Origin of the sequence: Commensalibacter papalotli (ex Servin-Garciduenas et al. 2014) (assembly GCF_000527695.1) — a bacterium.
In the GTDB taxonomy this organism is placed as follows: Bacteria; Pseudomonadota; Alphaproteobacteria; order Acetobacterales; family Acetobacteraceae; genus Commensalibacter; species Commensalibacter papalotli.
The window spans coordinates 300,260-323,421 of the sequence record NZ_ATSX01000002.1 but is presented as its reverse complement, the minus strand read 5'-3'; the positions used below and the strand labels follow the sequence as shown (position 1 = coordinate 323,421).

General features: G+C 37.4%; 21 protein-coding genes. 5 read left to right on the top strand and 16 right to left on the bottom strand.

Features of this window, described 5'->3' with window-relative positions; genetic code table 11:
* The first annotated feature begins 211 nt into the window (after positions 1-211).
* Complete coding sequence (locus COMX_RS08495; protein ID WP_235176839.1) at positions 212-775, top strand: septal ring lytic transglycosylase RlpA family protein; 564 nt, start codon at positions 212-214, stop codon at positions 773-775.
* A 60-nt stretch (positions 776-835) separates the two neighbouring features.
* Here COMX_RS08495 and COMX_RS08490 read toward each other — a convergent pair whose 3' ends face one another.
* Entirely contained in the window at positions 836-1,789 is a 954-nt protein-coding gene (locus COMX_RS08490) for a YihY/virulence factor BrkB family protein (protein WP_034339912.1), read from the bottom strand.
* Positions 1,790-2,187: 398 nt separating this feature from the next.
* Here COMX_RS08490 and COMX_RS08485 point away from each other — a divergent pair, with 398 nt between their 5' ends.
* A complete protein-coding gene (locus tag COMX_RS08485; protein ID WP_152534197.1) occupies positions 2,188-2,562 on the top strand; it encodes a hypothetical protein in 375 nt (124 codons plus the stop codon).
* Here COMX_RS08485 and metW read toward each other — a convergent pair.
* Complete coding sequence (metW, locus tag COMX_RS08480; protein WP_034339910.1) at positions 2,548-3,144, bottom strand: methionine biosynthesis protein MetW; 597 nt, start codon at positions 3,142-3,144, stop codon at positions 2,548-2,550. The two genes, COMX_RS08485 and metW, sit on opposite strands and share 15 nt — an antisense overlap.
* Positions 3,134-4,321 (bottom strand): homoserine O-acetyltransferase MetX, encoded by a 1,188-nt coding sequence (gene metX, locus COMX_RS08475; protein ID WP_034339909.1) that lies wholly within the window; start codon positions 4,319-4,321, stop codon positions 3,134-3,136. Before metX ends, metW begins: the two co-directional genes overlap by 11 nt.
* 233 nt (positions 4,322-4,554) lie before the next feature.
* Between metX and COMX_RS08470 the strand changes: the two genes are divergently transcribed.
* Complete coding sequence (locus COMX_RS08470) at positions 4,555-5,148, top strand: hypothetical protein (protein WP_152534196.1); 594 nt, start codon at positions 4,555-4,557, stop codon at positions 5,146-5,148.
* Positions 5,149-5,486: 338 nt separating this feature from the next.
* Here COMX_RS08470 and COMX_RS08465 read toward each other — a convergent pair whose 3' ends face one another.
* The 4 genes from COMX_RS08465 to COMX_RS08450 all read right to left on the bottom strand — a co-directional run bounded on the left by COMX_RS08465 (position 5,487) and on the right by COMX_RS08450 (position 13,238).
* The gene (locus COMX_RS08465) at positions 5,487-6,965 is read right to left on the bottom strand and encodes a SulP family inorganic anion transporter (RefSeq protein ID WP_034339904.1); all 1,479 of its coding nucleotides are present in this window, start codon (positions 6,963-6,965) and stop codon (positions 5,487-5,489) included.
* A 363-nt stretch (positions 6,966-7,328) separates the two neighbouring features.
* Positions 7,329-8,855 (bottom strand): efflux transporter outer membrane subunit, encoded by a 1,527-nt coding sequence (locus COMX_RS08460; protein ID WP_161631861.1) that lies wholly within the window; start codon positions 8,853-8,855, stop codon positions 7,329-7,331.
* Positions 8,856-8,865: 10 nt separating this feature from the next.
* Complete coding sequence (locus COMX_RS08455) at positions 8,866-12,045, bottom strand: efflux RND transporter permease subunit (RefSeq protein ID WP_084051577.1); 3,180 nt, start codon at positions 12,043-12,045, stop codon at positions 8,866-8,868.
* A 23-nt stretch (positions 12,046-12,068) separates the two neighbouring features.
* A complete protein-coding gene (locus COMX_RS08450; RefSeq protein ID WP_051462038.1) occupies positions 12,069-13,238 on the bottom strand; it encodes an efflux RND transporter periplasmic adaptor subunit in 1,170 nt (389 codons plus the stop codon).
* A 439-nt stretch (positions 13,239-13,677) separates the two neighbouring features.
* Here COMX_RS08450 and COMX_RS10920 point away from each other — a divergent pair, with 439 nt between their 5' ends.
* A complete protein-coding gene (locus tag COMX_RS10920) occupies positions 13,678-13,965 on the top strand; it encodes a YggT family protein (protein WP_084051576.1) in 288 nt (95 codons plus the stop codon).
* A 62-nt stretch (positions 13,966-14,027) separates the two neighbouring features.
* Here COMX_RS10920 and COMX_RS08445 read toward each other — a convergent pair whose 3' ends face one another.
* From COMX_RS08445 to COMX_RS08410, 8 genes are all read right to left on the bottom strand, one after another.
* Positions 14,028-15,710 carry an ArnT family glycosyltransferase gene (locus COMX_RS08445; protein ID WP_084051575.1) on the bottom strand — a complete coding sequence of 561 codons (1,683 nt, stop codon included), beginning with the start codon at positions 15,708-15,710 and terminating at the stop codon, positions 14,028-14,030.
* A gap of 18 nt (positions 15,711-15,728) precedes the next feature.
* Complete coding sequence (locus COMX_RS08440) at positions 15,729-16,454, bottom strand: glycosyltransferase family 2 protein (RefSeq protein ID WP_034339899.1); 726 nt, start codon at positions 16,452-16,454, stop codon at positions 15,729-15,731.
* 25 nt (positions 16,455-16,479) lie between these two features.
* Complete coding sequence (gene atpF / locus COMX_RS08435) at positions 16,480-16,986, bottom strand: F0F1 ATP synthase subunit B (protein WP_034339896.1); 507 nt, start codon at positions 16,984-16,986, stop codon at positions 16,480-16,482.
* 15 nt (positions 16,987-17,001) lie between these two features.
* Positions 17,002-17,610, bottom strand: a complete 609-nt coding sequence (locus COMX_RS08430) for a F0F1 ATP synthase subunit B family protein (protein WP_051462037.1) — start codon at positions 17,608-17,610, stop codon at positions 17,002-17,004.
* Between the two features lie 13 nt (positions 17,611-17,623).
* Positions 17,624-17,857 carry an ATP synthase subunit C family protein gene (locus COMX_RS08425; RefSeq protein ID WP_034339894.1) on the bottom strand — a complete coding sequence of 78 codons (234 nt, stop codon included), beginning with the start codon at positions 17,855-17,857 and terminating at the stop codon, positions 17,624-17,626.
* A 50-nt stretch (positions 17,858-17,907) separates the two neighbouring features.
* A complete protein-coding gene (locus COMX_RS08420) occupies positions 17,908-18,654 on the bottom strand; it encodes a F0F1 ATP synthase subunit A (protein ID WP_200867629.1) in 747 nt (248 codons plus the stop codon).
* Between the two features lie 46 nt (positions 18,655-18,700).
* Complete coding sequence (locus tag COMX_RS10915) at positions 18,701-19,051, bottom strand: AtpZ/AtpI family protein (protein WP_235176838.1); 351 nt, start codon at positions 19,049-19,051, stop codon at positions 18,701-18,703.
* Between the two features lie 272 nt (positions 19,052-19,323).
* Positions 19,324-20,094, bottom strand: a complete 771-nt coding sequence (locus COMX_RS08410; RefSeq protein WP_051462036.1) for a hypothetical protein — start codon at positions 20,092-20,094, stop codon at positions 19,324-19,326.
* Positions 20,095-20,244: 150 nt separating this feature from the next.
* Here COMX_RS08410 and COMX_RS08405 point away from each other — a divergent pair, with 150 nt between their 5' ends.
* Positions 20,245-21,735, top strand: coding sequence for a peptide MFS transporter (locus tag COMX_RS08405; RefSeq protein WP_235176837.1), 1,491 nt, complete (start codon positions 20,245-20,247; stop codon positions 21,733-21,735).
* 18 nt (positions 21,736-21,753) lie between these two features.
* Here COMX_RS08405 and COMX_RS08400 read toward each other — a convergent pair whose 3' ends face one another.
* The gene (locus COMX_RS08400) at positions 21,754-23,109 is read right to left on the bottom strand and encodes an MATE family efflux transporter (protein ID WP_034339888.1); all 1,356 of its coding nucleotides are present in this window, start codon (positions 23,107-23,109) and stop codon (positions 21,754-21,756) included.
* Between the last annotated feature and the right edge of the window lie 53 nt (positions 23,110-23,162).

Genomic DNA, 23,162 nt, shown 5'->3' with positions numbered 1-23,162 from the left:
TATTTTTCTAACATTTTTGTAAGCTTTGATGCTGCGTTCTTTTAACAGCTTATTTATCACACTTCATAAGAACCCCCTTAACAATTCATTTTTTTGCCACTATATTGTTGTTTTATGATATAATTATAACTTTAATAAATGAATATAACAGTTTAGAAAGTTTTACTGATATAATCCTCAATAGGATTTATAAAGGTAAACAGAGAGAAAAATGCGACGACATTGTACAAAATTATTAGGTCTTTGCTTAATGACTGGAATTGGATTCCAGGCTGCACAACCGGCGCAGGCACATACAGAAAATAAACTTACCAACAAAAGTGCCTTTCGTAAAATTATTAAGCACCCGAAGAAAAAAGCTAAGACACACCGTATTCGCCATTATCAAGTTTCATCTCAAAATGATGCAAATGCTGAACCAGAATCTCAAAATAATACCTATCATTTAGATGATACTCAAGCCGAGACCGGCACTGCCAGCTGGTATGGAGGGCGTCATAACAAAACAAGAACAGCCTCCGGCAGACAATTTAATAGCAAACAAATGACCGCAGCACACCCGACACTGCCATTGGGAACCAAAGTATTAGTTCGCTCTGACGATAGTGGTAATGCTGTTGTCGTAACGATTAATGATAGAGGCCCTTATAAAGGCAATCGTATCATTGATTTATCCAAAGCGGCCGCAGCTAAAATTGGAATGGTTCATAAAGGAACTGCTCACGTAACCATAACCCCACTTGACAATACAGAAGTGGCAATGGCTCCCGAATAACCAACAATCATACTTATAAGTATGATTGCCTTTTTTTAAAACAGTCTCACCTAGTTTCCCTTAGGTTGAGGCTTTTTTAATGACATATTCCTCTATTTTTGAATTAAACTGCGCACCAAGCAAAATAACATAGCAAGAAACCCAGAACCACATCATAATAGCAGCAATAGTGCCCAAAGGACCATAAGTACTGGTAAAATTAGCTAGATGTGCAACGTAAAAAGAAAAACCAAAAGCAGATAACAACCATAAAAGAGTTGATAATATTGCCCCTGGCAAAATCCATCTCCAAAAAACCAATTTGCGACAAGGTCCAAAACGATAAAATAATGAAAATGTCCAAATTACGAAAAATATAACAACAATATTACTAACTGTTCTTGCGATATTGATTACTGGAAAGTAATCATCAAGATTAGGAAAATAATTCATAATATCGTAAAAAACATTCAACGGTAACAATTTCACAATAGCTGGGACCGCAACGACAATAGCCAAAGTCAAAGATGTTCCCAGAATCGCACAAAAGGTCAAAGATAATGCTAGAATCTGAAATTTAAAAAAATTTCTTGCCTCTTTTTGATCATAAGCCACATTTAATCCTGTAATTAACCCTTTAGTTCCTACAGCAGAGGCCCACAAAGCCAATAGAATTGAAATGCCTAATTGTATCGTTAATGTAGAATCTGTTTGATCCACAATATTATGAATCATTTGCTGTAAAAAATTATAAACTGATGGTGGCAAAAAATGTTGTAAAAACTCTAATTGTGGCTCAACGGTTTGTGGGTCAAAAACTAACCCATACATTGATATCAAACTACTAATTGTGGGAAACAATGAAAGCGTTGAAAAAAATGCACATCCTGCCGCAACCAACATAGATGGACCGTTAATCAATGTCTTAATTGTATTCACTATAATCGTATACCAACCGCGAAAAGAAATTTTCCAAGGAGAATATTGCTTTTCCCTTAGGATTTCCTCTGCTAGCGGTTTATTAAGTTCATCCATTACTTTTATTTTCCAAACTCTTAATTATCGATAAAGTGAATAACTATTAAAAATTTAATATGCAATAATTTTACACGGTTTTTCTTTTACAAACAATATCTCATAAAATAAGTATCGTAGTGCAACAACAAAGATAGTAATCTTATTGCTTTATATTTTGTTTTAAATCAAATTAATTAATTAAGTAAACAGATATACAAAACACTTAGACTTATTATTGAATAAGAAAAAATTATATTTAAAATATCTTATTAAAACCAATTGCACGCTTTAATAGAGCGTCATATATGTTTAATGACAAACCCTTTTAAATCACATCGTTAATTATGCTAAAGATGATTATGATATATTTGTTTCAATATAAAAAATATATACTATATGCCCTCATGGGGTGTATTTTGTGCCTATCTTACACCTCCTCTTATGGTCAAGTTACAGAAAAATTATATATTGGAAAAAGCCCAACAGGATCAATAGGGTATCTATTTATTCAAACGCGCCCAATCAATCAAATTTATACAGTTCTAAATATAAAAAATATTCAATGCAGCAATTTTGTCCAAGGCTATACAGAGCGACAAGCAAACAGATTTATTCTTCGTACAGACATTCCTGATCCTAGAAAAGATGATCAACATCAATGTCAGGTTATCTTTATACAAAAGAATCAAAACCTACTTGTTACAAATGAACAAAATTGCTTTAAATTACAAGAAGCAGGATGTAGCTTTACCTCAATGAGTTTTTCTCCAACTCCCCTATCGGGTCAATAAAAATAAAGCTTGCTCGCCGAAAAAGTTAGCCAACTTAACATAACGTCGCCACGGTGCACGCTCTCCTTGTTCATCAATGGCCATCCAACGTTCAATCCGATGCCCTTCGACTTCACATAAATGTACAAAATCTGTCATAGTACATGGATGAATATTAGGGGTTTCGTACCAGTATTTCCCCCAGACTGTTGTCATTGGCATCCGCCCTTTTAACAAAAGCTGCAACCTTAATGTCCAATGTCCAAAATTAGGAAAAGAAATGATCGCATGCCGACCAATCCGTAGCATTTGCTGTAAAACTTCCTTGGGATGATTCACCGCTTGTAACGTTCTGGATAACACCACATAATCAAAACCATTTGTTGGGTAATGTTGCAAATCAAAATCAGCATTCCCTTGAATAACAGGTAACCCTTTGGCAACTGTCTTAGTCACATAAGACATATCGAGCTCTATGCCCCTGGCATCACAATGATGATGACGACATAAATAATCAATCAAAGAACCATCGCCACAACCAATATCTAATACTTTTGATTGTGGCTTAATCATATCTACTATACAGCGTTGATCAAGACGCATAATTTTCTAACCGCCTTTGCTCTTCAATCCCTGATAAAAATCCTTGGATAGTTATATCCAAATCAGGCTCTTCTAATAAAAACGCATCATGACCTTTATCCGTTGCAATTTCAACAAAAGAAACTTTTGCACCTACACGATTAAGAGCTTGAACAATAGCTCTTGATCTTGAGGTCGGAAATAACCAATCCGATGATAAAGAAATCACACAAAATCTCGATTTGACATGTGCAACGGCTTTTACTAAATCCCCGTCATGCGTCTGGGATAAATCAAACCAATCCATAGCCTGGGTAATCGTCACATAAGAATTAGCATCAAAGCGCCTAACAAAATTAGAACCTTGATACTGTAGATAACTTTGAACCTGAAACATCTCCCCAAAAATTGGAGCAGAAGAATCTTTTAAACTTTCTTGCAACCTACGACCGAATTTACGACTTAATGCATCCTCGGATAAGTAGGTAATATGCGCCATCATTCTGGCAACAGCTAACCCACGATAAGGAGATACTCCATAACGCCAATACTCTCCATCCCTCCAATCGGGATCTGAGAAAATAGCCTGCCTTCCCACTTCATTAAATGCAATATTTTGCGCGGAGTGAAAAGAAGAGGTAGCAATAGGTATCACCGCATAAACTTGATCTGGGTAACTGACTGCCCATTGCAAGACCTGCATGCCCCCCATCGACCCACCAATAACTGCAAATAAACGCTCAATTCCCCACGAATCAACAAGTATCTTTTGCGTATTCACCATATCTTTGATTGTAATTGCAGGAAAATCAGAACCCCAACGCCGTGCCTGGGTTATATCCTCTCTAATAGAACGCGGTCCTGTTGTTCCTAAACAGCTTCCTAAAACATTACTACAAATAACAAAATATTTATTCGTATCAATAGGCAGCCCAGGCCCTACCATTTTGCTCCACCAACCTAGCTTTTTCGTAATTGGATGAACGCCAGCAACATATTGATCGCCTGTCAACGCATGACAGATTAAAATAGCGTTATCTTTTGCTTGAGAAAGCTGACCATAAGTCTGATAAGCAATTTCTAAAGGAGCTATTTTTTGTCCATTTTCTAATAATATACCTTCTGGAAATACCATTTTTTGAATCAATTCATCTTGATTCGTTTTGCATCCCGCCTCTTGTTTCTCTGATATAACCATAAATATTAACGATTATCCCCCTAATAACGATCAAGATAAAATGACTTTTAAAACATCATAAACTGATGACTTTATATCTTTATTTCTTGATAGAATATACATGTTAAGATAATTTATCAAAGTTAGAAACGATTTGAACCTTAATATTTCGATATTCTGTAATATTTATAAAACTTTACTGTAAATCCACGTATATTAAAGAAGTGTCGATATTTTTTAGAATGAAACATACCATGAAACACCATCGATATGCGCCTTACTCTAAATTCTTCCACTATCTTGTAATGTTTTTAGTTTCAGGATTTATATTTTCTGCTTCTGCACAAGCTGTTACCCATCATCATAAGAAAAAAACCAGCACACAACATGCACAAAAAGCACCTTTAGGCAAAGTTAAATTAACCTCTCAACCAGGAACAGCCCTAGAAAATACCGCACGGTTATTAAATCAATCAGATATGAATTTTGCTATTCAACGCAACGAACAACCTTTGTTATTAATTGGCAGTCTAAATTTATCCAGCACTAAAAAGCCCAAAACGATTTTATTCACACAGATTCAGACCGCCAGTCTGTGTGGCTCAGGGGGCTGTTCTACTACAGGATATATTAAAAGAAATAATCAATGGGTTAAAGTGTTAGATGCTGTCACTGGCGATATTACAGTTGAAAAAGCAACGCACAAAGGAATGCATGATCTCTCTGTCAGTGCTTCTGATGTATGGAGATGGAATGGAAAGACTTATATTGAAACACAAAAAGGCCCGAACTTAAAAGGTCTTAAACAATCCATTGAAAAACACCAAAAGAGCAATAATTCATTGTAAAAATGTATATTTGTTTTTCTTGATAAATATGCACATAAACGACAAAGTAATGATATTGAATTTTGTATAATCCCAGAATTCTACAATCATAAGATATATTTCTACTGCTAAGAATATTCTTTGTTTTGGAATTTTCTTAAAACTGTTGGGGATTTTAACAAAGCTTGTAATGTTATATTACAAAAAAAGGGATTATTCCTGCTATTCTGGGATAAATCCCCGCCAACAAGTTAATTGAGTATATTGATACCGTAAAAGAATATGATGCAACTGGCAAAAAAATAACTTATATTTACTTGAGACAAATATAAGTTATTTTATATTCTAATAATAAAAAATTAAACTTTCCCAATAACTTTTTCAATTTCCTCGGGTTTATCGTGAATACCAAAACGATCAATAATCGTCGCACTGGCTTCATTCATTCCCTTTATTTCAACAGGAATACCAACCTTTCTAAATTGAATAATAACTTTGTCCAAGGCCTCAACCGAGCTAATATCCCAAAAATGCGCATGGGTTACATCAATCACAATATTTTTAATATTCTCTTTATAATCAAAACTATCGATAAAACGCTTTGCACAAGCAAAGAAAACCTGTCCATTCACAAAATAGATCCGTGTTGTACCAGACAAGTCTGAACGCACCATCATAAAATGAGAAACTTTATTTGCGAATGTAAGAGATGCAACTAAAACCCCAGCAAACACGCCATATGCCAAATTTCCTGTAGCTACAACAATAACAACCGTTAATATCATGATAAAACTGGTTGATAAGGGATGCGTGCGTAAATCCAATAAAGACTGCCAAGAAAACGTACTGACTGAAACCATTATCATCACAGCAACCAAAGCTGCCATTGGAATCTTTGCAACCCAATCTTTTAAAAATACAACCAGAATTAATAAGAAAACCCCAGCAACCATTGTTGATAAACGGCCACGACCACCTGATTTAATATTAATTACTGACTGGCCAATCATCGCACACCCAGCCATACCACCAAAAAAACTGGTGATAATATTGGCAATACCTTGACCTTTACACTCACGATTTTTATCGCTGCCCGTTTCTGTAAATTCATCAACAATCGTTGCTGTCATCATCGTTTCTAGCAGCCCAACCGCAGCCAAGCCAAAAGAATAGGGTAAAATAATCCATAAAGTATCTAAGTTAAAAGGAACATTGGGAAGCAATAAAGCTGGCAATCCATCTGGCAAATGCCCTTTACTGCCCACTGTTGGAACATGCCATCCCAAACCAATTGCAATACCAGTAATAATTAAAATACAGATCAAAGGTGATGGAATCACTTTTGTTATATATGGAAACAAATAAACGATGGCTAGTCCACCAAGGGTTAATGCATAAACATGCCAACCACCACCCATAATTTCTCTCATTTGTGCCATGAAAATTAAAATAGCTAACGCATTTACAAAACCTGTCACAACAGAATGTGATACAAAACGCATTAAATTTCCAAGCTTTAAATATCCAGCGATAATTTGAAAGATCCCTGCTAAAATACCAGCAACGAGCAAATAATTAAGTCCATGATCATGAACCAATCCCCCCATCAACAATGCCATTGAGCCCGTCGAGGAAGAAATCATTGCTGGCCTACCACCAAACAAGGCTAAGACACAGGGAATACAAAACGCAGAATATAGCCCAACACTGGGGTCTACCCCAGCAAAAATAGAAAAAGCAATTGATTCAGGAATCAACGCAAGAGCAACAACAATCCCAGCCAAAACATCCGCACGAATGTTGCCCAGCCAGTCCTGTCGAGTTGAGGACAATAGCATACAAGAATCCTATATAATATTCTAAATAACCTTTTTAACAGGCTACTTTATTGGAAAAAATTTAAGTAAATACCCTCTCTCTTTTCACATAACAAAAAGAGATTATTTAATTTCGACAAAAGTCTAAATTATCTTATAAAAATCAATTTTATAATCAGGGTGGTGTAATACACATACAAATTCTAATTTCTGCGTTAAAAATAAAAGCTACTTAACAACTTTTATAATCCATAGATGTTTTTTTTATAGTAACCTATTCAACAAATATCAAGATAAATCGCGATCTTATTCATTTTATTCGCATAAAAAAGGCACCCTTTGATCTCAAGGGTGCCTCTTAATCATTCAAATGATATGAACTTACTATTTCTTCATGACAGGAGATTGAGCCGTATTTTGTGCCGTTGTAGAATTCTGGAATGCATCTTCTGCACTCCAACCTCCACCCAAGGTCCGATATAATGTTGAAAGACTTTGCATATACTGCAAACGAGATTGAATAGCTGTTACTTTAGCATTTAACAAGGTTCTTTGTGCGACCAAAGTCGGTAGGAAACTATCAATGCCATTTTTATACCGTGCCAAAGAAATATTGTAATCTTTTTGACTGGCTCTAACAGCTTCCAATTCTGCTTGCCATTTTTGCTTTAATGTTGTTCTAGCAGCAAGAGAATCTGCAACCTCTTTAAATGCCACTTGAACAACAGATTGATAATGAGCAGCTGCTGCACGTGTTTTTGCTTTTGCAGCTCTTAATTGAGCTATATTTTTACCCCAGTCCAACAAAGGTACAGTTACTGTTGGCATGACGCTCCAAGCAGCAGAAAAAGGTCCAAACATTTGTGCGAATGTAGATCCTGCAGTTCCTCCTGATGTAGTTAACTGAATAGAAGGGAAAAATGCAGAACGTGCAAAACCAACATTGGCATTCGCTTCTTTAAGCTGATGCTCTGCTAAACGAATATCAGGGCGACGTTCTAACAAATCAGAAGGCATACCCGAACCGACCTCTGGCATTGAAACAAAACGATCCAAAGAAGGATTAGGACCAGCTTGTTGTAACAAAGATTGCGGAATAGGCTGCCCAACTAATTGTGTTAAGCTGTTCATATCATTCGCAGCTGTCTTTAAATAAGTCTGCTCTTGACTTTTTGCTTCTTGCAACAACTCTACTGCCTGAGCAACAGCCTGAGCATTTTGTTGCCCATATCGATTCATTCCTTGAACTAAAGCAAGGTTTTTCTCACGATTACGAACACTTTCCTGAATGGTCTGCAAACTATTCATATCTGCAAGCCAAGCCATATAGTTATTTGCAACTTCACTAACCAAAGAAATTTGAACGGAAATCGTAGTTTCTTGTTGTGCTAAATATTGTTCTCTAGCAGCACGCGTTAAACTACGAATACGATCAAACAAGTCAATTTCATAGTTTGAAATTCCAAACCCTGTTGAAAGCTGATTGGCATGTAAATAACCACGGCCTCCACCAAAACCTGTAGTACCACCAGGAGTTGTTTGATACGAAGCACCAGCATTAGCATTAACTTGGGGGAATAACTCCCCTCTTTGTTGAATGTAACTGGCATGCGTTGCGGTAATATTTTCAATTGCTTCACGCAAATCACGGTTATTTGTCAAAGCCATAGAAATTAACTGACTTAATACAGGATCTTTAAAGAAGACTTTCCACCCAACATTATACGCCTGTGGTAATCTTGCCCCATCCATCAAAGGCGCACCATAAGCAGGCCCAATGGGCCATTCTTGCGCAACAGAAGAAGCTGGACGTTTATATTCTGGACTCAAAGTACACGCAGTAACAGAGAGCAGCATTAGCGAGGCTGCTGCTCCTTGCAAAGATCGCTTCCAAGTTTTTTTATTTTTCACGACCATTGTCCTATTCCTCTGTTTTATTCGCAGTAACAGCCTGAGGAGCTGCAGCATTGTTTTTATGAATTAAATGTGGTTTTACTCTAAAGAGCTTTAACACAACAATAAAGAAAATAGGCACAAAATATAAAGCCAATACTGTTGCAGTAATAACCCCACCAACCACAGCCACACCAATGGCAACGTGACTAGATGCACCAGCACCTGTAGCGATAGCTAAAGGGATTACCCCAAGCACAAATGCTAAAGACGTCATCAAAATAGGGCGAATACGTTCTTGCGCCGAAAGAAGTGCCGATTCCACCAATGATTTTCCGCTATCATAATGTTCCTTAGCAAATTCAACAATTAAAATAGCATTCTTTGCCGCCAAGCCAACTGTAGTTAATAATCCAACTTGAAAGTAAATATCATTATCTAACCCATGTAAATAAGTCGCTGTCGCAGCACCAATAACACCTAAAGGTACCACTAACAATACTGCAAATGGAATAGCCCAACTTTCATACAACGCCGCCAAAGACAAGAACACTGCTAAGATCGACAAAGCGTATAACTTTCCAGCTTGTCCAGAAGATTTAACCTGCTCGTAAGACATCCCTGTCCATTCATAGTCAATTCCATGAATCTCTTTGGCAATTTCGTTGGTATAACCCTCTATAATTTGCATGGCAGTACCATTACTAACGCCACGAGCACCTTGTCCCATAATTTCAAAGGAAGGATACCCATTATAGGTTTCAACTTTTTGAGGCGTGCTTTTCCATTGACCTGTAATGAAAGACGTTAAAGGTACCATTTCCCCATTATTATTACGAACAAACCAACGGCGCAAATCGTCTGGTGTCATACGTGATTTCATATTTCCTTGAACAAATACATGTTTAACACGATTACGTAAGTTAAATAATCCAGCATCACCAGATCCTAAAGCAATAGATAATGTTTGATTAATTGAATCAATACTAACACCTTGCGTATGGGCTTTATCACGATCAATATTAAAATAGTATTGAGGGGCTTCTGGCAAACCATTTAAACGGACAGCCACTAAACGTTTATCTGCTTTAGCTTTCGCTAAAAGCATATCTCTGGCTTTTCCAAAGGTAGCATTATCTAAATGTCCACGATTTAATAACTCAAAGTCAAATCCTGTTGCTGACCCCAAATCCATCACAGGAGGAGGAAGAACAGCCAACACATTTGCACCAGGGATACCCGATAATGCCTTCATTGCACGTGCAGCTATTGCCTGTGCAGAGGCTTCATAACTTCCACTACGCTGATTAAAATCTTTTAACCTAGCAACACCAAAAGACGCGCTTTGCGCTTGCCCACCAAAGTTAAATCCAATCGCAGTATAAACAAACTGAACATATTTTTTTTCATGCTTTAAAAAATACTCCGTCAGCTGTTTATTTACACCCGCCGTCATCGCAGCAGATGAACCTGGACTCAGTGATGCTTGTGTAAATATGACCCCTTGATCCTCATCAGGAAGAAACCCTTCAGGCAAAATATGAAACATTGCTAATGCTCCACCTGTTAGACCAAGATATACAATCATGACTATACGAGTATGACGAATCATTCCTTTGACACCCGCAATATACCCTGCAACCATCTTTTCAAAAGTTCTGTTAAACCATCTAAAAAACCGCCCTTTCTTGGCATTCGGATCATGAGGTTTTAACATTGTTGCACATAATGCGGGGGTAAATATCAATGCAACCACAACAGACAACGTCATTGCGGCAACGATAGAAATAGAAAATTGTCGATAAACAACACCAGCTGAGCCACTGAAAAATGCCATTGGAATAAACACAACTGATAAAACCAAAGCAATACCTACCAAGGCACCACTAATTTGATCCATTGATTTTTGTGTTGCCGTCTTTGGATCACAATGATCCTCTTCCATCACACGCTCGACATTTTCAACAACAACGATCGCATCATCCACCAACAACCCAATCGCCAATACCATCGCCAACATTGTCAATGTATTAATAGAAAAACCTGCCATTTCTAAAATCGCAAATGTCCCTAATAACACTACGGGTACAGCAATAGTCGGTACAAAGGTTGCTCTGAAGTTTTGTAAGAAAACGTACATCACAACAATGACCAGAATAATTGCTTCTACCAAAGTGTGAACGACTTCTTCCATTGATTCAATAACATAAGTCGATGTATCCAACGGATATAAATACTCTGTATTAGATGGAAAATACTTAGAAAGCTCTTGAATTTTATTATGAATTGCATCAGATAGTGCTAACTGATTAAACCCAGGAGATAATTTAACACCAAATGCGGCAACAGGTTGGTTATCTAACAGCCCAACCGGCGAGTATGACATAGGTCCTAATCCAACATCTGCAACGTCTTTTAAACGAATACGCGCACCATTTGTTTGAGTTTTAATAACAATGTTGGAAAATTCTTCTGGTGTTACTAGACGTCTAATCCCTCCAGTATAAATATCAAATCGTTGATCAGCAAGAGCAGGTAACTTACCAAATTCACCTAAAGGTTGTTCAGAGTTCTGAGCAGCAATCTCATTCATAACATCAGTTGGATTTAATTGATAATTATGAAGTTTATCAGGATCCAACCATACACGCATCGCATATTCAGACGAAAACGCTGTATAATCCCCCAAACCATTTAAACGCGTCACAGGGTTTTGCACATCACTTGCCAAATAATCCCCTAACGCTCCTTCAGTCAAAGAATTATCTGATGTTTTAATTGCAAAGATCATCATAAAACTTTTATTTGATTTAGAAATACGAATTCCTTGCAAAGCAACAGTAGAAGGTAATAAAGAACGCGCCACATCAACACGATTCAATACTTGAACCTGTGCAACATCAGGATTTGTTCCCTGACCAAAAGTCAACGTAATTGTTGCAGTACCATCAGCATTAGCAACTGTTGACAAATACTCTAAATGATCCACCCCATACAAATTCTGACTAACTGGATCAACAACCGTACGTTGCACCGTATCAGCCGTTGCGCCAGGATATGTAAAAGTTAACGTAATCGGCGGCGGAGCAATATTTGGCCACTGTGCAATAGGTAAAGTAACAATAGCAATCATTCCCATAAGCGAGATAAGAATTGCAATTACCCAAGCAAAAATCGGCCTATCAATAAAAAAACGAGATAAAGACATATAAATATTCCAAATTTTACTTTTTATTCAGGCACTTCACCAACAGGAGTACGACCTTCTTCTGATTGTACTTTTTGCCCCGGTCGGTAGGATGTGGGATTACTCACTAAGATTTTTTCACCGGCATTTATCCCTTTGGTTGTAACCCAAAAAGTTTCTTGCATTCGTTGAGTCTCAATATCACGGCGTTCTACTACATTATCTTTATTAATAATGTATAAGTATGGTTTCTCATCTAAACCACGCATAACGGCTTCTTGAGGAATTAAGAATCCCTTTTCCATACCTTCATGCATCACTGCACGAACATACATTCCAGAAAGTAAGAGTTTATCCGGATTACGCACAATAGCACGCTGAATAACAGAACCCGTTTCCTGATTGCTGACAACTTCTGTAAATAACAAATTAGCCTGCAAAGGATAACGTGAGTTATCCTCTAAAATTAAATCAACAGGCACATGAGCAGCACCACGCAAGGTCTCTAATTTTCCATTAGCCATACGGTTGCGCAAACGCAGTTGTTCTGCAGTAGGTTGAATAATATCGACAAAGACTGGATCTAATTGTGTGATAATCGCAACAGGATTCGTTTGGTTCGTTGCCATTAATGCGCCCTGTGTTTGTATAGAGCGACTGATACGACCTGAAATCGTAGCATTAATCCCTGTATATTCCAGGTTTAACTGTGCTTGTCGAACATTTGCACGGTCACTTTCTATGATGGCTTTTGTTGCTTCTTGAGCAGCTAGTGTGTCGTCATAGTCTTGACGACTAACTGCATCCATATTTTTCAAAGGCCCGTAACGTTTTAATTTTAAGGTTTGAGTTCTTAATGTTGCAAGATCACTATTTAACTTGCCTTGGGCATTATCTAATGCGGCTTGATAAGGACGAGGATCAACTTGATAAAGCTGTTGATCTTTTGTGACATCCGTTCCCTCTTCAAACAATCTTTTATAAAGATAACCATTAACCTGAGGGCGTACTTCGGATACGCGCATTGGAGTAATACGACCTGTCAGATCGACCAATAACTCTACATCCTGAGGATGTGCCAATATGAAATTAGCCTTAGCTGCTGGCTTTGGAGCCGGCTTTTGTTCTTTACACGCAGTAAGTGGTAACAATAAAACACAAAATGCGGCACATCCTTTATGCCATTTAGTAAAGAAAGAATCTGTTATTGTCACTTCTCTTCCCTATTTCCCTTAAATATATAGACAAATCTTTGCTTACAAAAACAACAAATGCTATAATAAATTACCTATTTTTGATCTTGTAAAAGAGACAGTTAAGACTCTTTATTAACGTATCATATAAATACATACACTACTGATACGCAATAGATATTTTTTTTTTTTGAAATATGTTCAATATTTATACAATAAATTTCAACATAATAAAAAGCTAATTATTCATATTAATTATAAAAATAAATAGTTTTCATGTTTTTATCTCAAAATAGATATGAATTTATTTCATATATTATTTTTGATCAAAATTATTATTATTCTATTAATTTCTGTATCTATTGATATCGTTTAAAATCAATATAAATAAAGAATTGTCTAATAAGTCCCTTTTCTTATATAAAGATCAATCAGCAAGATTGATACAAGGAAAAATATTATGCTTGAGTTATATAAACTCTTAAATTCATTACTAGAGCTCTATATGCTCATCTTACTCGCTTATTGTATCTTTAGCTTTTTACTAAGTTTTGGTGTAGTAAACCCCAGCAGCAATATCGTCCGAGGAATATATATGTTCCTTAGCCGAGCATGTGATCCTGTTCTCAATGTAATCAGACAAGCCCTTCCATCTCTTGGCACGCTAGATATAAGCCCAATTGTCGTGTTCCTAGCCATTAATTACCTAATACGACCTTTACTATTTTCCCTCCTAGTTGCACATTAAATACACTTGTTTAAGGCTTAAAACGAAAAGGCGCCCTAAAGCGCCTTTTTATTATAATTTATCTATTGAATTACTTTGTATAAACCTAAATTAAGCTGTTTGCCATTCGAATAATTTAGGCCATGGACTCGTCCCAACTCTTTTACGGTTAAACCATCCTTGTCTAAAAAATCCATAAATTTCTTTTGATCACGTTGATCAACAAGCGCTAAACCACAAGTTTGATTTTCTTTTAAAAATTGTGCTGTAAGCTCTACATTGATCAGCTTTGTCTCTTTTCCAACCAAGAATACTAAACTTGGCTCTGAATAAGAAGCCGATGCAACAACACTATTTTCACAAGGTTTTAAAAGATTAACTGTTTGCGCTACTTTCCCACTTAACCATTCCGAACTAAGCCCAGGAATCAAAATAACAAAAAGCTCTAAATAAACAATAATTGCAGCACCAATCGCAACTAACGAAGCGCGCTGCATATTATATTTTAAAATACAAACAACGGTGTAGCCTATTAAAAGTAATACACCCACAGCACCAATAATTGCTGCCCAAAACAACATACCTGTCATATAATATGCATATATAATACCACCCACAGCCAATAAAACACCAATAACAATCCAAAGCACCATATAGATATAAAACAGGCAACGCCCCCACTTGGAAGTTGGTCCATCCCATGTCTTTGAAATATTCCAAAGCGCGGCTGATGTTAAAATTGCAATTGCAGGATATGTTGGTAATACATAATGAGGCAACTTTGTTGCTATCAACTCAAAAACTAACCAATGAGGGATAATCCAACATAATAAGAAGCAAACAGATTCTGCTTTACGTTCTTTCCAAATAAAAGGTAAAGCCCAAGCGGTAAATAAAGATCCCGGCCAAAACGTAATTAAGAAAATACCCAAATATAAGCCTGGAGGAGCTCCATGTGCCTCTTTCCCCGAGGCAACTTTACCGAGGAAATTTGTTCCAATAGCATCTGTAAAAAATTTACCATCGCTAATAATCCAAATTGCTACACACCAAGGAATTACAATCAAAAGGGCTAGAACCCACCCCCATTTAGGGTGCAAATGTTTCCACCAAGTCTTGTCTTTTTTTACCCAAGCCAAAATAATCGGAGGTAATAAAGTCGGAATTAACACAACAGGACCTTTTAACATCAGCCCACAACCTATTGCCACCCAATAAATGATCCCAACAGACACAGGTAGTTTTTCAGAAGTTAACCTAACCATCCAAGATCGAGCTAAACTGCTCTGAGCAAGAAGTATGAAAAATAATAAGGTCGTATCAATCGTAGCCATCCGACCTTCACCCATCAACAAAACAGATACCGCTAAAAATAATCCTGCGAGTAGCCCGATATACGAATCAAATAATATACTACCAATTAAAACAGTTAATAAAACAGAGCCAACTGCTGCTAACAAAGAAGGAATTCTATATGCCCATACCGCTTTATCATGCAATGTTCCCGTTGCTTTAACAGCCACAGCCTCCAGCCAATAAATACCAGCAGGCTGTAAATAGCGAGGCTTGTCTTGAAAGCGAACATCAATATAGTTTTGACTTTCAATCATTTGAGAAGTCGCTTGCATATATCGTGCCTCATCACGATCAAGAGGGGGTAACGTCGCACGGCCTGGTAAAAACAACATAAAAACAAACAAGGCAAGCCATGTATATTGACTTGCCTTCATACGAAAAGACTTTTCAGGAAAAGAAGAAAGGGTCATTTTATCCCTTTGTAAAGATTAATATTTTGTAATTTTTTTAGGTAGACGAATTCGGTTAAGCAGCCATATAACGCCCAGCATATCACGAATACCAACAAGAGCTCTGTTGAAATTAGTATATTTAGAAACCCCGTGCAACCTTTGTCTATGATGAACCTCATGACAAACCAAAGGAACCCCATGATGTGCTAGTAAAGCGGGCAAAAAACGATGTAATCCCTCGAAATGAGGCAATTTCATAAAATCATCTCTAAGAAATAACTTCATCGGAGCACCTGTATCGACACAACCATCTTTGAGTAAATAACGGCGCAACCCATTCGCAAAAGTCGTTGCAAAACGACGAGAAAAATTATCATTTCTCTTTAAACGAACCCCAACCACCAACGGCTCACGCCCATTATACTGTTGGGATAACTTCCACATTGAAATTATTTCTTTGGGATCATCTTGCCCATCCCCATCCATGGTTGCAATCCAAGAGCCTTGTGCCGCAGCAATAGCTGTCAATAAAGCACTGGATTTTCCACAACAATGATTATGAGATAAAATAACCAAAGAAGGTAAAAAATTCTTTTTTACCTCTAATAATTGATTTAACGTTTGATCTTTACTGCCATCATCAACAAAGATAACTTCACACTCAGGTAGCAGAGGAATGACCGCTGCAATTTCGCGGCAGACAGGAATAATATTTTCCGCCTCGTTTAAAACCGTAACAACAATAGAGATTACACTGGCCATTGGACCCTAACGAGACGAAAAAAATTTAAGCGACGTGACGATCAGCAGCAAGAGCTTTTGGTAAGTCAGCAATTGCATTATCAATCAAAGGAGTATCTTTTTCTTCGGTTAACACAGAAGAAATCACTTCATAGGCAGCTTTAACCGCTATATCTGCTGCCTCACGGCGAACCATATTGACGGCCTCTTGCTCAGAAGCTGCTAAACGAAGGCGAACCAACTCTTCATGACGATGAGCAGCGGCATCAGCTTCTTTTTTAGCATTTTCAGCAATTCGCTCTGCAGCCTCTTTAGAGGCAGCTAACATTTTTTCAGCTTCGAACTTTGCTGCTTCATGTTCTTTTTGAGCGGCTGTATAAATCTCTTCAGCCTCACGACGTAAACGACTTGCTTCTTCAAGCTCCTGTCTTACTTGGTTTGTTCGGTTATCCATCGCCGCAGCCAATGGACGCCAAAGCTTTTTACCAAAAAAGACAAAAAATAGAACAAAAGCAACCGCAGACCAAAAATGAGGTTCTTGTAATAAATGCATTTTTCTCTCTGCCTACTAGGACTTCACTGACAAGATTTGTTGAACTTTATTATCAATGATTTCGTCTTTAACGCCCTCATTTAACAATTGTTTCACCAAACTTTGCGCGACATCTTTCGCCATTTGATCAACTTGTTTCAATGCACTATTACGTGCTTGAACAATACGAGTTTCTGCTTCACGTGTTTCATTGTCAAGACGAGCTTGCAACTCTTGCATTTGCTTTGCAGAAGAAACTCTCGTTTCATGAATGATTGTATCAATTTTTGCTTGTGCTTCTGCTGCAGCTTCACTGCGTGTTTTATTTAACGCTTCCACAGCTTTATCTGCTTGAGCTTTCGCTTGTCTAGCAGAATCCATATCTCCATCAATTTTTGAACGGCGATTATGAATAACTTGCTCAACTTGTGGAATAGAAAAATATTTTACAGCAAGATACAAACAAAAAAAGATGACTAAAACCCAGCCAATCTGAGCAATAACCAGTGGGTTTTTAAAATCCATCTGTGGCATGCCAGCAGCCATGGCATTCGTAGACAAGGCAGGCGCCAACAATATGCTAAGCGCCACCCCACCCACGAGAGACGCCACCAGACGGGGAAAACGGACTGAAAAGCGTCTCACGTAAAGACCCCCCTTACATAAAGAGAATAAGGAAAGCGATAAGAAGAGCGTAAAGCGCTACAGCTTCCGTGAGAGCAAATCCCAACATACCCAAACCAAATACATGTGGGCGAGAAGCAGGATTGCGTGCAATGCTGCTAACTAATGTTGCAAAAATATTACCAATACCGATACCAACACCAGACAATGCGATAACAGCAAGACCAGCACCAATTTGTTTTGCAGCTGTAATAAGGGTAAGATCCATTTGATTTCTTTCCTTGGATACTAGAAAATAAAGTTAATACGAAACTGAAGTTAATGCTCTATTGCTTCTTGTAAATACATACAAGTCAAAATTGCAAAAACATAGGCTTGAAGCGCACCAACCAAAAGTTCAAGTGCAACCAAAGCCATATTCAACAAAATAGGGAGAATCCCCAATGGGCCACCCAATGCCAACCCTAAGCCTGAGACTAACAAAATTGTAAAGCCTGCAAACATTTCTAACATCACATGTCCAGCAACCATATTCGCAAACAAACGAATTGAAAGGCTGATCGGTCTGGATAAGTAAGATAGAATTTCAATAGGAACAAGCAAAGGTGCCATCGCTATCGGCGCCCCTGCAGGCATAAAGTGAGCAAAAAACTTCAACCCTTGATTTTTTAACGAAACAAGAATTGATAATAAAAACACCAACAAAGCTAATGTTACAGTCACCACAATATGACTGGTAAAAGCAAATGAGAACGGCAAAAGCCCCAGATAGTTACCTGTTAATATAAAAAAGAACAATGCAAATATAAATGGGAAAAAGGCTTTGCCTTTGATCCCCATCGTCCCCATAGCCATGCCATGAATAAATTCATAACACATCTCTGTTGCGCTCTGATAACGACCAGGCACAACAGCCTTATGACGCATTCCGAAATAAATCGCAACGGGAACAATAATTGCTGCAATAACCATCATTAATTCGGACTGAGTAAAATAAATACCCAAACCTCCGAACACTGGATGCAATTCAAATTGACCGAGTGCGTCTATCTTGTGACCGGCCACTACTTTTCTCCCAACACCAAATCGAATCTTTTACGACGAAACAAAATCATTCTGATCTTATATCACCTGGTTTAACAATACGCCAGACATTAAGCACGCCCGCACCCATTCCTAACGCAGAAAATATGATAATAAATAACGGACGAGTTAACAGCCAATAATCCAATCCATACCCTACCATAACCCCAACTAGAAACGCCGAGAACAGCTCTACTCCTGACCTTAAGACAAACTTCCATAAATCATTATCGCCCCCAGTTAACTGAGAGTGATCTTGTTTTTTCGAAGGATTCAATCGCGATTCAAAATCTTGTAATTTCTTGTCAAAAGAATCGAGCTGTTTCTTTTTTGCATCTTTTTCCAAAGATACCCCCTCTTCTTCATCTGATCCATACAAGCTAACTAAGTTCGTAAAAAAGACTATTTACGCAAGAAAGGCAATATTTTTTTTAATTTTTAGCAAAGCTAATTCTTTACTTTGGCAAATAGGCAACTAATTTAGATAGCTTACAACAAAATATTATTACGTAATTATTATAATTTACTTAAAATTTCTATACAAAAACACCATTTTTTTAAAGATTATCCGAATAATCTTTCTTAAATAAAGAAATACCATAAAATTTAACCCAAACTATAATCGTAAAAATTTGGGTTATAGAACATCAGCTATTGTGGGATATAATCATAAGCAGGACTGCCAGCAGGTGCACCAAAAGGTGGCGCATTAATTTGTAACAACTCTATCATATGATTTTGTGTCTGACCAATTAACCGAGCTTGCAACGCTTTCCCCATAGACGTAGAACTGCCCATTCCCCGAACATACAAAGAGACACCCGGTTGCAACTCAAACCCCAATTTACCAATATCAGATGGACGGATATATACCACCGTGCCATCTTTAAGCACAACACCCATCACTTGGCCTTGCAAATTATGTAATAATTGCGCAATTTGTCCTTGTACAAACAAGTCTGGTCCAGTAATTGGCACAGGAGAGAACCCCGCCTCTGGGCTGTCTTCTTCGATTTTTCGGCCATTTTTATTCTCAATTAAAAACGCCTGCAACAACGGCAATTTACGCGCTTTTAACCCTCGAATAGTAACCTCTTGCCTGGGACGAACAAATGATTTTACTGCTTCACCAAACATTGTGGAAAACATAACTTGAGTGCCATCATTTAATAATAACCCTCCTAAATTTCCATAAGGTGTGGGTAAATACTGCTTTACGCTCCCTTTAACTGCTGGCAACACAGACAAATCCATAACACCAACAGAAGCGTTTTGATTATCATCATACGCAACAGCAGAAGCTGGAGCTTTTTTTTGTGTTTTAGCAGAGACATTATTGATATGCGACGTCACAAACGTTATCACCATTAAAAAATAGGCAGCACCTTGTAACCATTTATTTTTTTCTATATTAGAAAACATCTTCATCATCATAAAACTAAAAAAACTTCAAAATACTATAGTAATTCTATATTAATCTATTCATACGATATAGCTACGAATATTTAAACAAATTTATAATTGAATATTTTTCATCGTAATAAATTATTCACTTTGACTTAGGCAAATATTGTGACAACATCCCCTTCCATTAAAAAGAAAAATAGTGCTTTTTCTGTTGTCTTATTCATTGAGCTTTGGGAGCGCTTTGGTTATTACGGCATGCAAAGTATTTTAGCTTTGTTCCTTAGCCAACATATGAAATTTAGTGATTATGATGCCAATCTTTTAATCGCAGCCTTTGGCACAATGACCTATGCTGCCCCAGCTCTTGGGGGATGGATTGGCGATAAAATCTTAGGGAATCAAAGGGCTATGTTGTTTGGCAGTATTATCTTGGCCCTTGGTTACTTACTGTTGGCCTCTGCCATGCATTATACGGGTGGCATCTACATAACCATGGCGATTATCAGCACGGGAAATGGTTTATTCAAACCCAATGCAGCCACCTTGGTTCGTCGTATTTATGAAGATAATGACAGTCAACTTGATATTGCATTTACACTATATTATATGGCCGTCAATGTAGGCTCTACAGTCTCAATGCTGTTATGCCCGTATCTGAAAGATCATTACGGGTGGGATGCCGCTTTTATTGCCTGTTTTGTTGGGTTAGTGTTGGGTATTATTAACTATTCACTGACGCAAAAAAGACTTACCCCTTACGTCTCTCAAAGAGATCAATTACCGATACCTAAATTTGTTTCAAGTTGTATTTTCTTAGGCATCATCGCCTCTGTCACTTTGATTACCGTAATCCTAACATTTCCAGTGGTTGCAAAATGGTGTGTCGTTGGAGCAGTAATCTTAGTTCTAGGTTTATGGATACAAATGTATGTTAAAATGGATTTTGCCTATCGCTCTGGTTTGAAAATCGTTTATTTACTGACCTTCGAAGGCATGCTGTATTTTGTTTTTTACCAACAAATGTCGACTTCGTTAACATTTTTTGCCCTACGTAATGTAGATTTATCATTTTCAATTGGTTCATATCATCTCTTTGATTGGTCACCAGGGCAATTTCAGGCATTAAATCCTATTTGGATTATGATCCTAAGCCCTTTACTGGCCAAACTTTATGCTAGTCTTGGGCGTAAACAGAAAGATTTTTCTATCGCAACCAAATTTATTACAGGATTTTTCTTTGTCAGTATCGGATTTTTTGTGTGGTGGGCCGCCTGTTTTTACAGTAGCACCCCTTATGTATCGTCATGGGTAATGGTTAGTGGATATTTCTTTTTATCATTAGGAGAGCTGCTTACCAGTGGTCTAGGCTTGGCCGTTATCGCACGGTATGTTCCATCGTCCATGAACGGATTTATGACGGGATCTTATTTAATGGCATCTGGTACTGCTATGTATCTGGGAGGGGTTGTTGCCAATATTGCCGCACGTCCAGATATGAATCACCTTAGCCCAGATAAAACACTTGTCATTTATCAAGGGTTATTCCTGAATCTGGTCTGTTTAGCTGGTATTACATTCGTTATTTTAATGTTATTTTTACCGCTTCTTCATAAATGGAACAAAAAATACAAACAAGACATGCTTGCTTTAAAATAAAGCAAAACATTGCTTTTATTATATTGGTCTGTCCATTCGAATATTTTTGATCACAAAGAATGCGCAACAGACCGCCATAATTCCAAATGGAACAACGCCTAAAGCTTGGCCTATTAATACTCCTTGTGGGCCATAAGACATCCCAATAGACACAAAAGGGATTGTTCCCAAGGTTGCACGTCCCCAATTAAAGAATGTGGCAAACAAAGGATATCCCAAATTATTAAAAGCTGTATTAGAAACGAATAACATTCCTAAAAACAAATTATTAATAATCACCCAATGGCAGAAAAGACGCATCAATGCTTCGCCTTCTGCTTTCAGAGAAAACATCCTGACAAATAAATCTTGGCTTAAAAAGAAAATGACCCAAGCACATAAAACACATAAACAGACTAACTTCAAAGAAACGATCAGTGTTTCTTGCATCCTTTCTCTGAGCCCTGCACCGTAATTTTGAGAAATAATAGGACCTACTGATCCCGTTAACGCAAATACAAACGCAAAAGCCACAGGAATAATACGATCAATCGCAGTTTGACCAGAAATCGCATCACTACTAAAATTGGACATTGTATGAATAACAAACAACCCACCAACAGGAGTTGCTAAATTCGTTAAAATCGCTGGAAAAGAGATTTTTAAAATCTTTAACGAGTCAGGAATAAAAAAATTCCATTGTGGTTTTTCTAATAATTCATAGCGCCTTAAACTGTAAAAACCTAGTAATACAACCCCTAATCGAGAACAAACAGTACTGATTGCTGCCCCTTCTAACCCTAGATGAAAAACAAGAATAAATATAGGATCTAAAATGCCAGCAATCAACGCACCGATTATAGTCACATTCATTGAGCGTTTCGCATCTCCCATCGCTCGTAACAGGCCAGATAATACCATTCCCAAACCAATCAGGAATAAAAAAGGCGAAACAATTACTATAAAGTGACTGGCCTGATTTAAAACAATACCTCTGGCACCCAAAAGATATAAAATTTCTCGATTAAAAAATGCAACGGTTAAACCAATAAGAATCATTATAATCGTGGTAAATATTACAAAAGATGAAACCATCCGTTTGGCACGCTCATACTGACCAGCACCGATTAGGCGTGCAGTGACTACCACCGTGCCAATAGACATACCAATACAAATACCCATTTGTAGGAAACCAATAGCATTTGAAAAGCCAATAGCCGCTGTAAAATGGGAATTCCCCAGTCTTGAAATATAAAAAAGATTTAGGAAATCAACAAGAAATACAGCCATTAATCCAACCGTACCTGTTCCAGCCATTACAATCACATGCCGCATGATTGAGCCTTCACAAAAACGCGGTTTGTGAATGGCTTTTGTATCAGCAGACTTTTTCATCTTTATCCAACAATTTTATTCAATCACATAAATAATAAATTCGAGCCGACTGT

Bases quoted from the DNA above. Each gene is read 5' to 3' on its own strand.
- COMX_RS08495 (WP_235176839.1), top strand. From the start codon at position 212: ATGCGACGACATTGTACAAAATTATTAGGTCTTTGCTTAATGACTGGA.
- COMX_RS08490 (WP_034339912.1), bottom strand. From the start codon at position 1,789: ATGGATGAACTTAATAAACCGCTAGCAGAGGAAATCCTAAGGGAAAAG.
- metW (WP_034339910.1), bottom strand. From the start codon at position 3,144: ATGCGTCTTGATCAACGCTGTATAGTAGATATGATTAAGCCACAATCA.
- metX (WP_034339909.1), bottom strand. From the start codon at position 4,321: ATGGTTATATCAGAGAAACAAGAGGCGGGATGCAAAACGAATCAAGAT.
- COMX_RS08470 (WP_152534196.1), top strand. From the start codon at position 4,555: ATGAAACACCATCGATATGCGCCTTACTCTAAATTCTTCCACTATCTT.
- COMX_RS08465 (WP_034339904.1), bottom strand. From the start codon at position 6,965: ATGCTATTGTCCTCAACTCGACAGGACTGGCTGGGCAACATTCGTGCG.
- COMX_RS08455 (WP_084051577.1), bottom strand. From the start codon at position 12,045: ATGTCTTTATCTCGTTTTTTTATTGATAGGCCGATTTTTGCTTGGGTA.
- COMX_RS10920 (WP_084051576.1), top strand. From the start codon at position 13,678: ATGCTTGAGTTATATAAACTCTTAAATTCATTACTAGAGCTCTATATG.
- COMX_RS08445 (WP_084051575.1), bottom strand. From the start codon at position 15,710: ATGACCCTTTCTTCTTTTCCTGAAAAGTCTTTTCGTATGAAGGCAAGT.
- COMX_RS08440 (WP_034339899.1), bottom strand. From the start codon at position 16,454: ATGGCCAGTGTAATCTCTATTGTTGTTACGGTTTTAAACGAGGCGGAA.
- atpF (WP_034339896.1), bottom strand. From the start codon at position 16,986: ATGCATTTATTACAAGAACCTCATTTTTGGTCTGCGGTTGCTTTTGTT.
- COMX_RS08425 (WP_034339894.1), bottom strand. From the start codon at position 17,857: ATGGATCTTACCCTTATTACAGCTGCAAAACAAATTGGTGCTGGTCTT.
- COMX_RS08410 (WP_051462036.1), bottom strand. From the start codon at position 20,094: ATGTTTTCTAATATAGAAAAAAATAAATGGTTACAAGGTGCTGCCTAT.
- COMX_RS08400 (WP_034339888.1), bottom strand. From the start codon at position 23,109: ATGAAAAAGTCTGCTGATACAAAAGCCATTCACAAACCGCGTTTTTGT.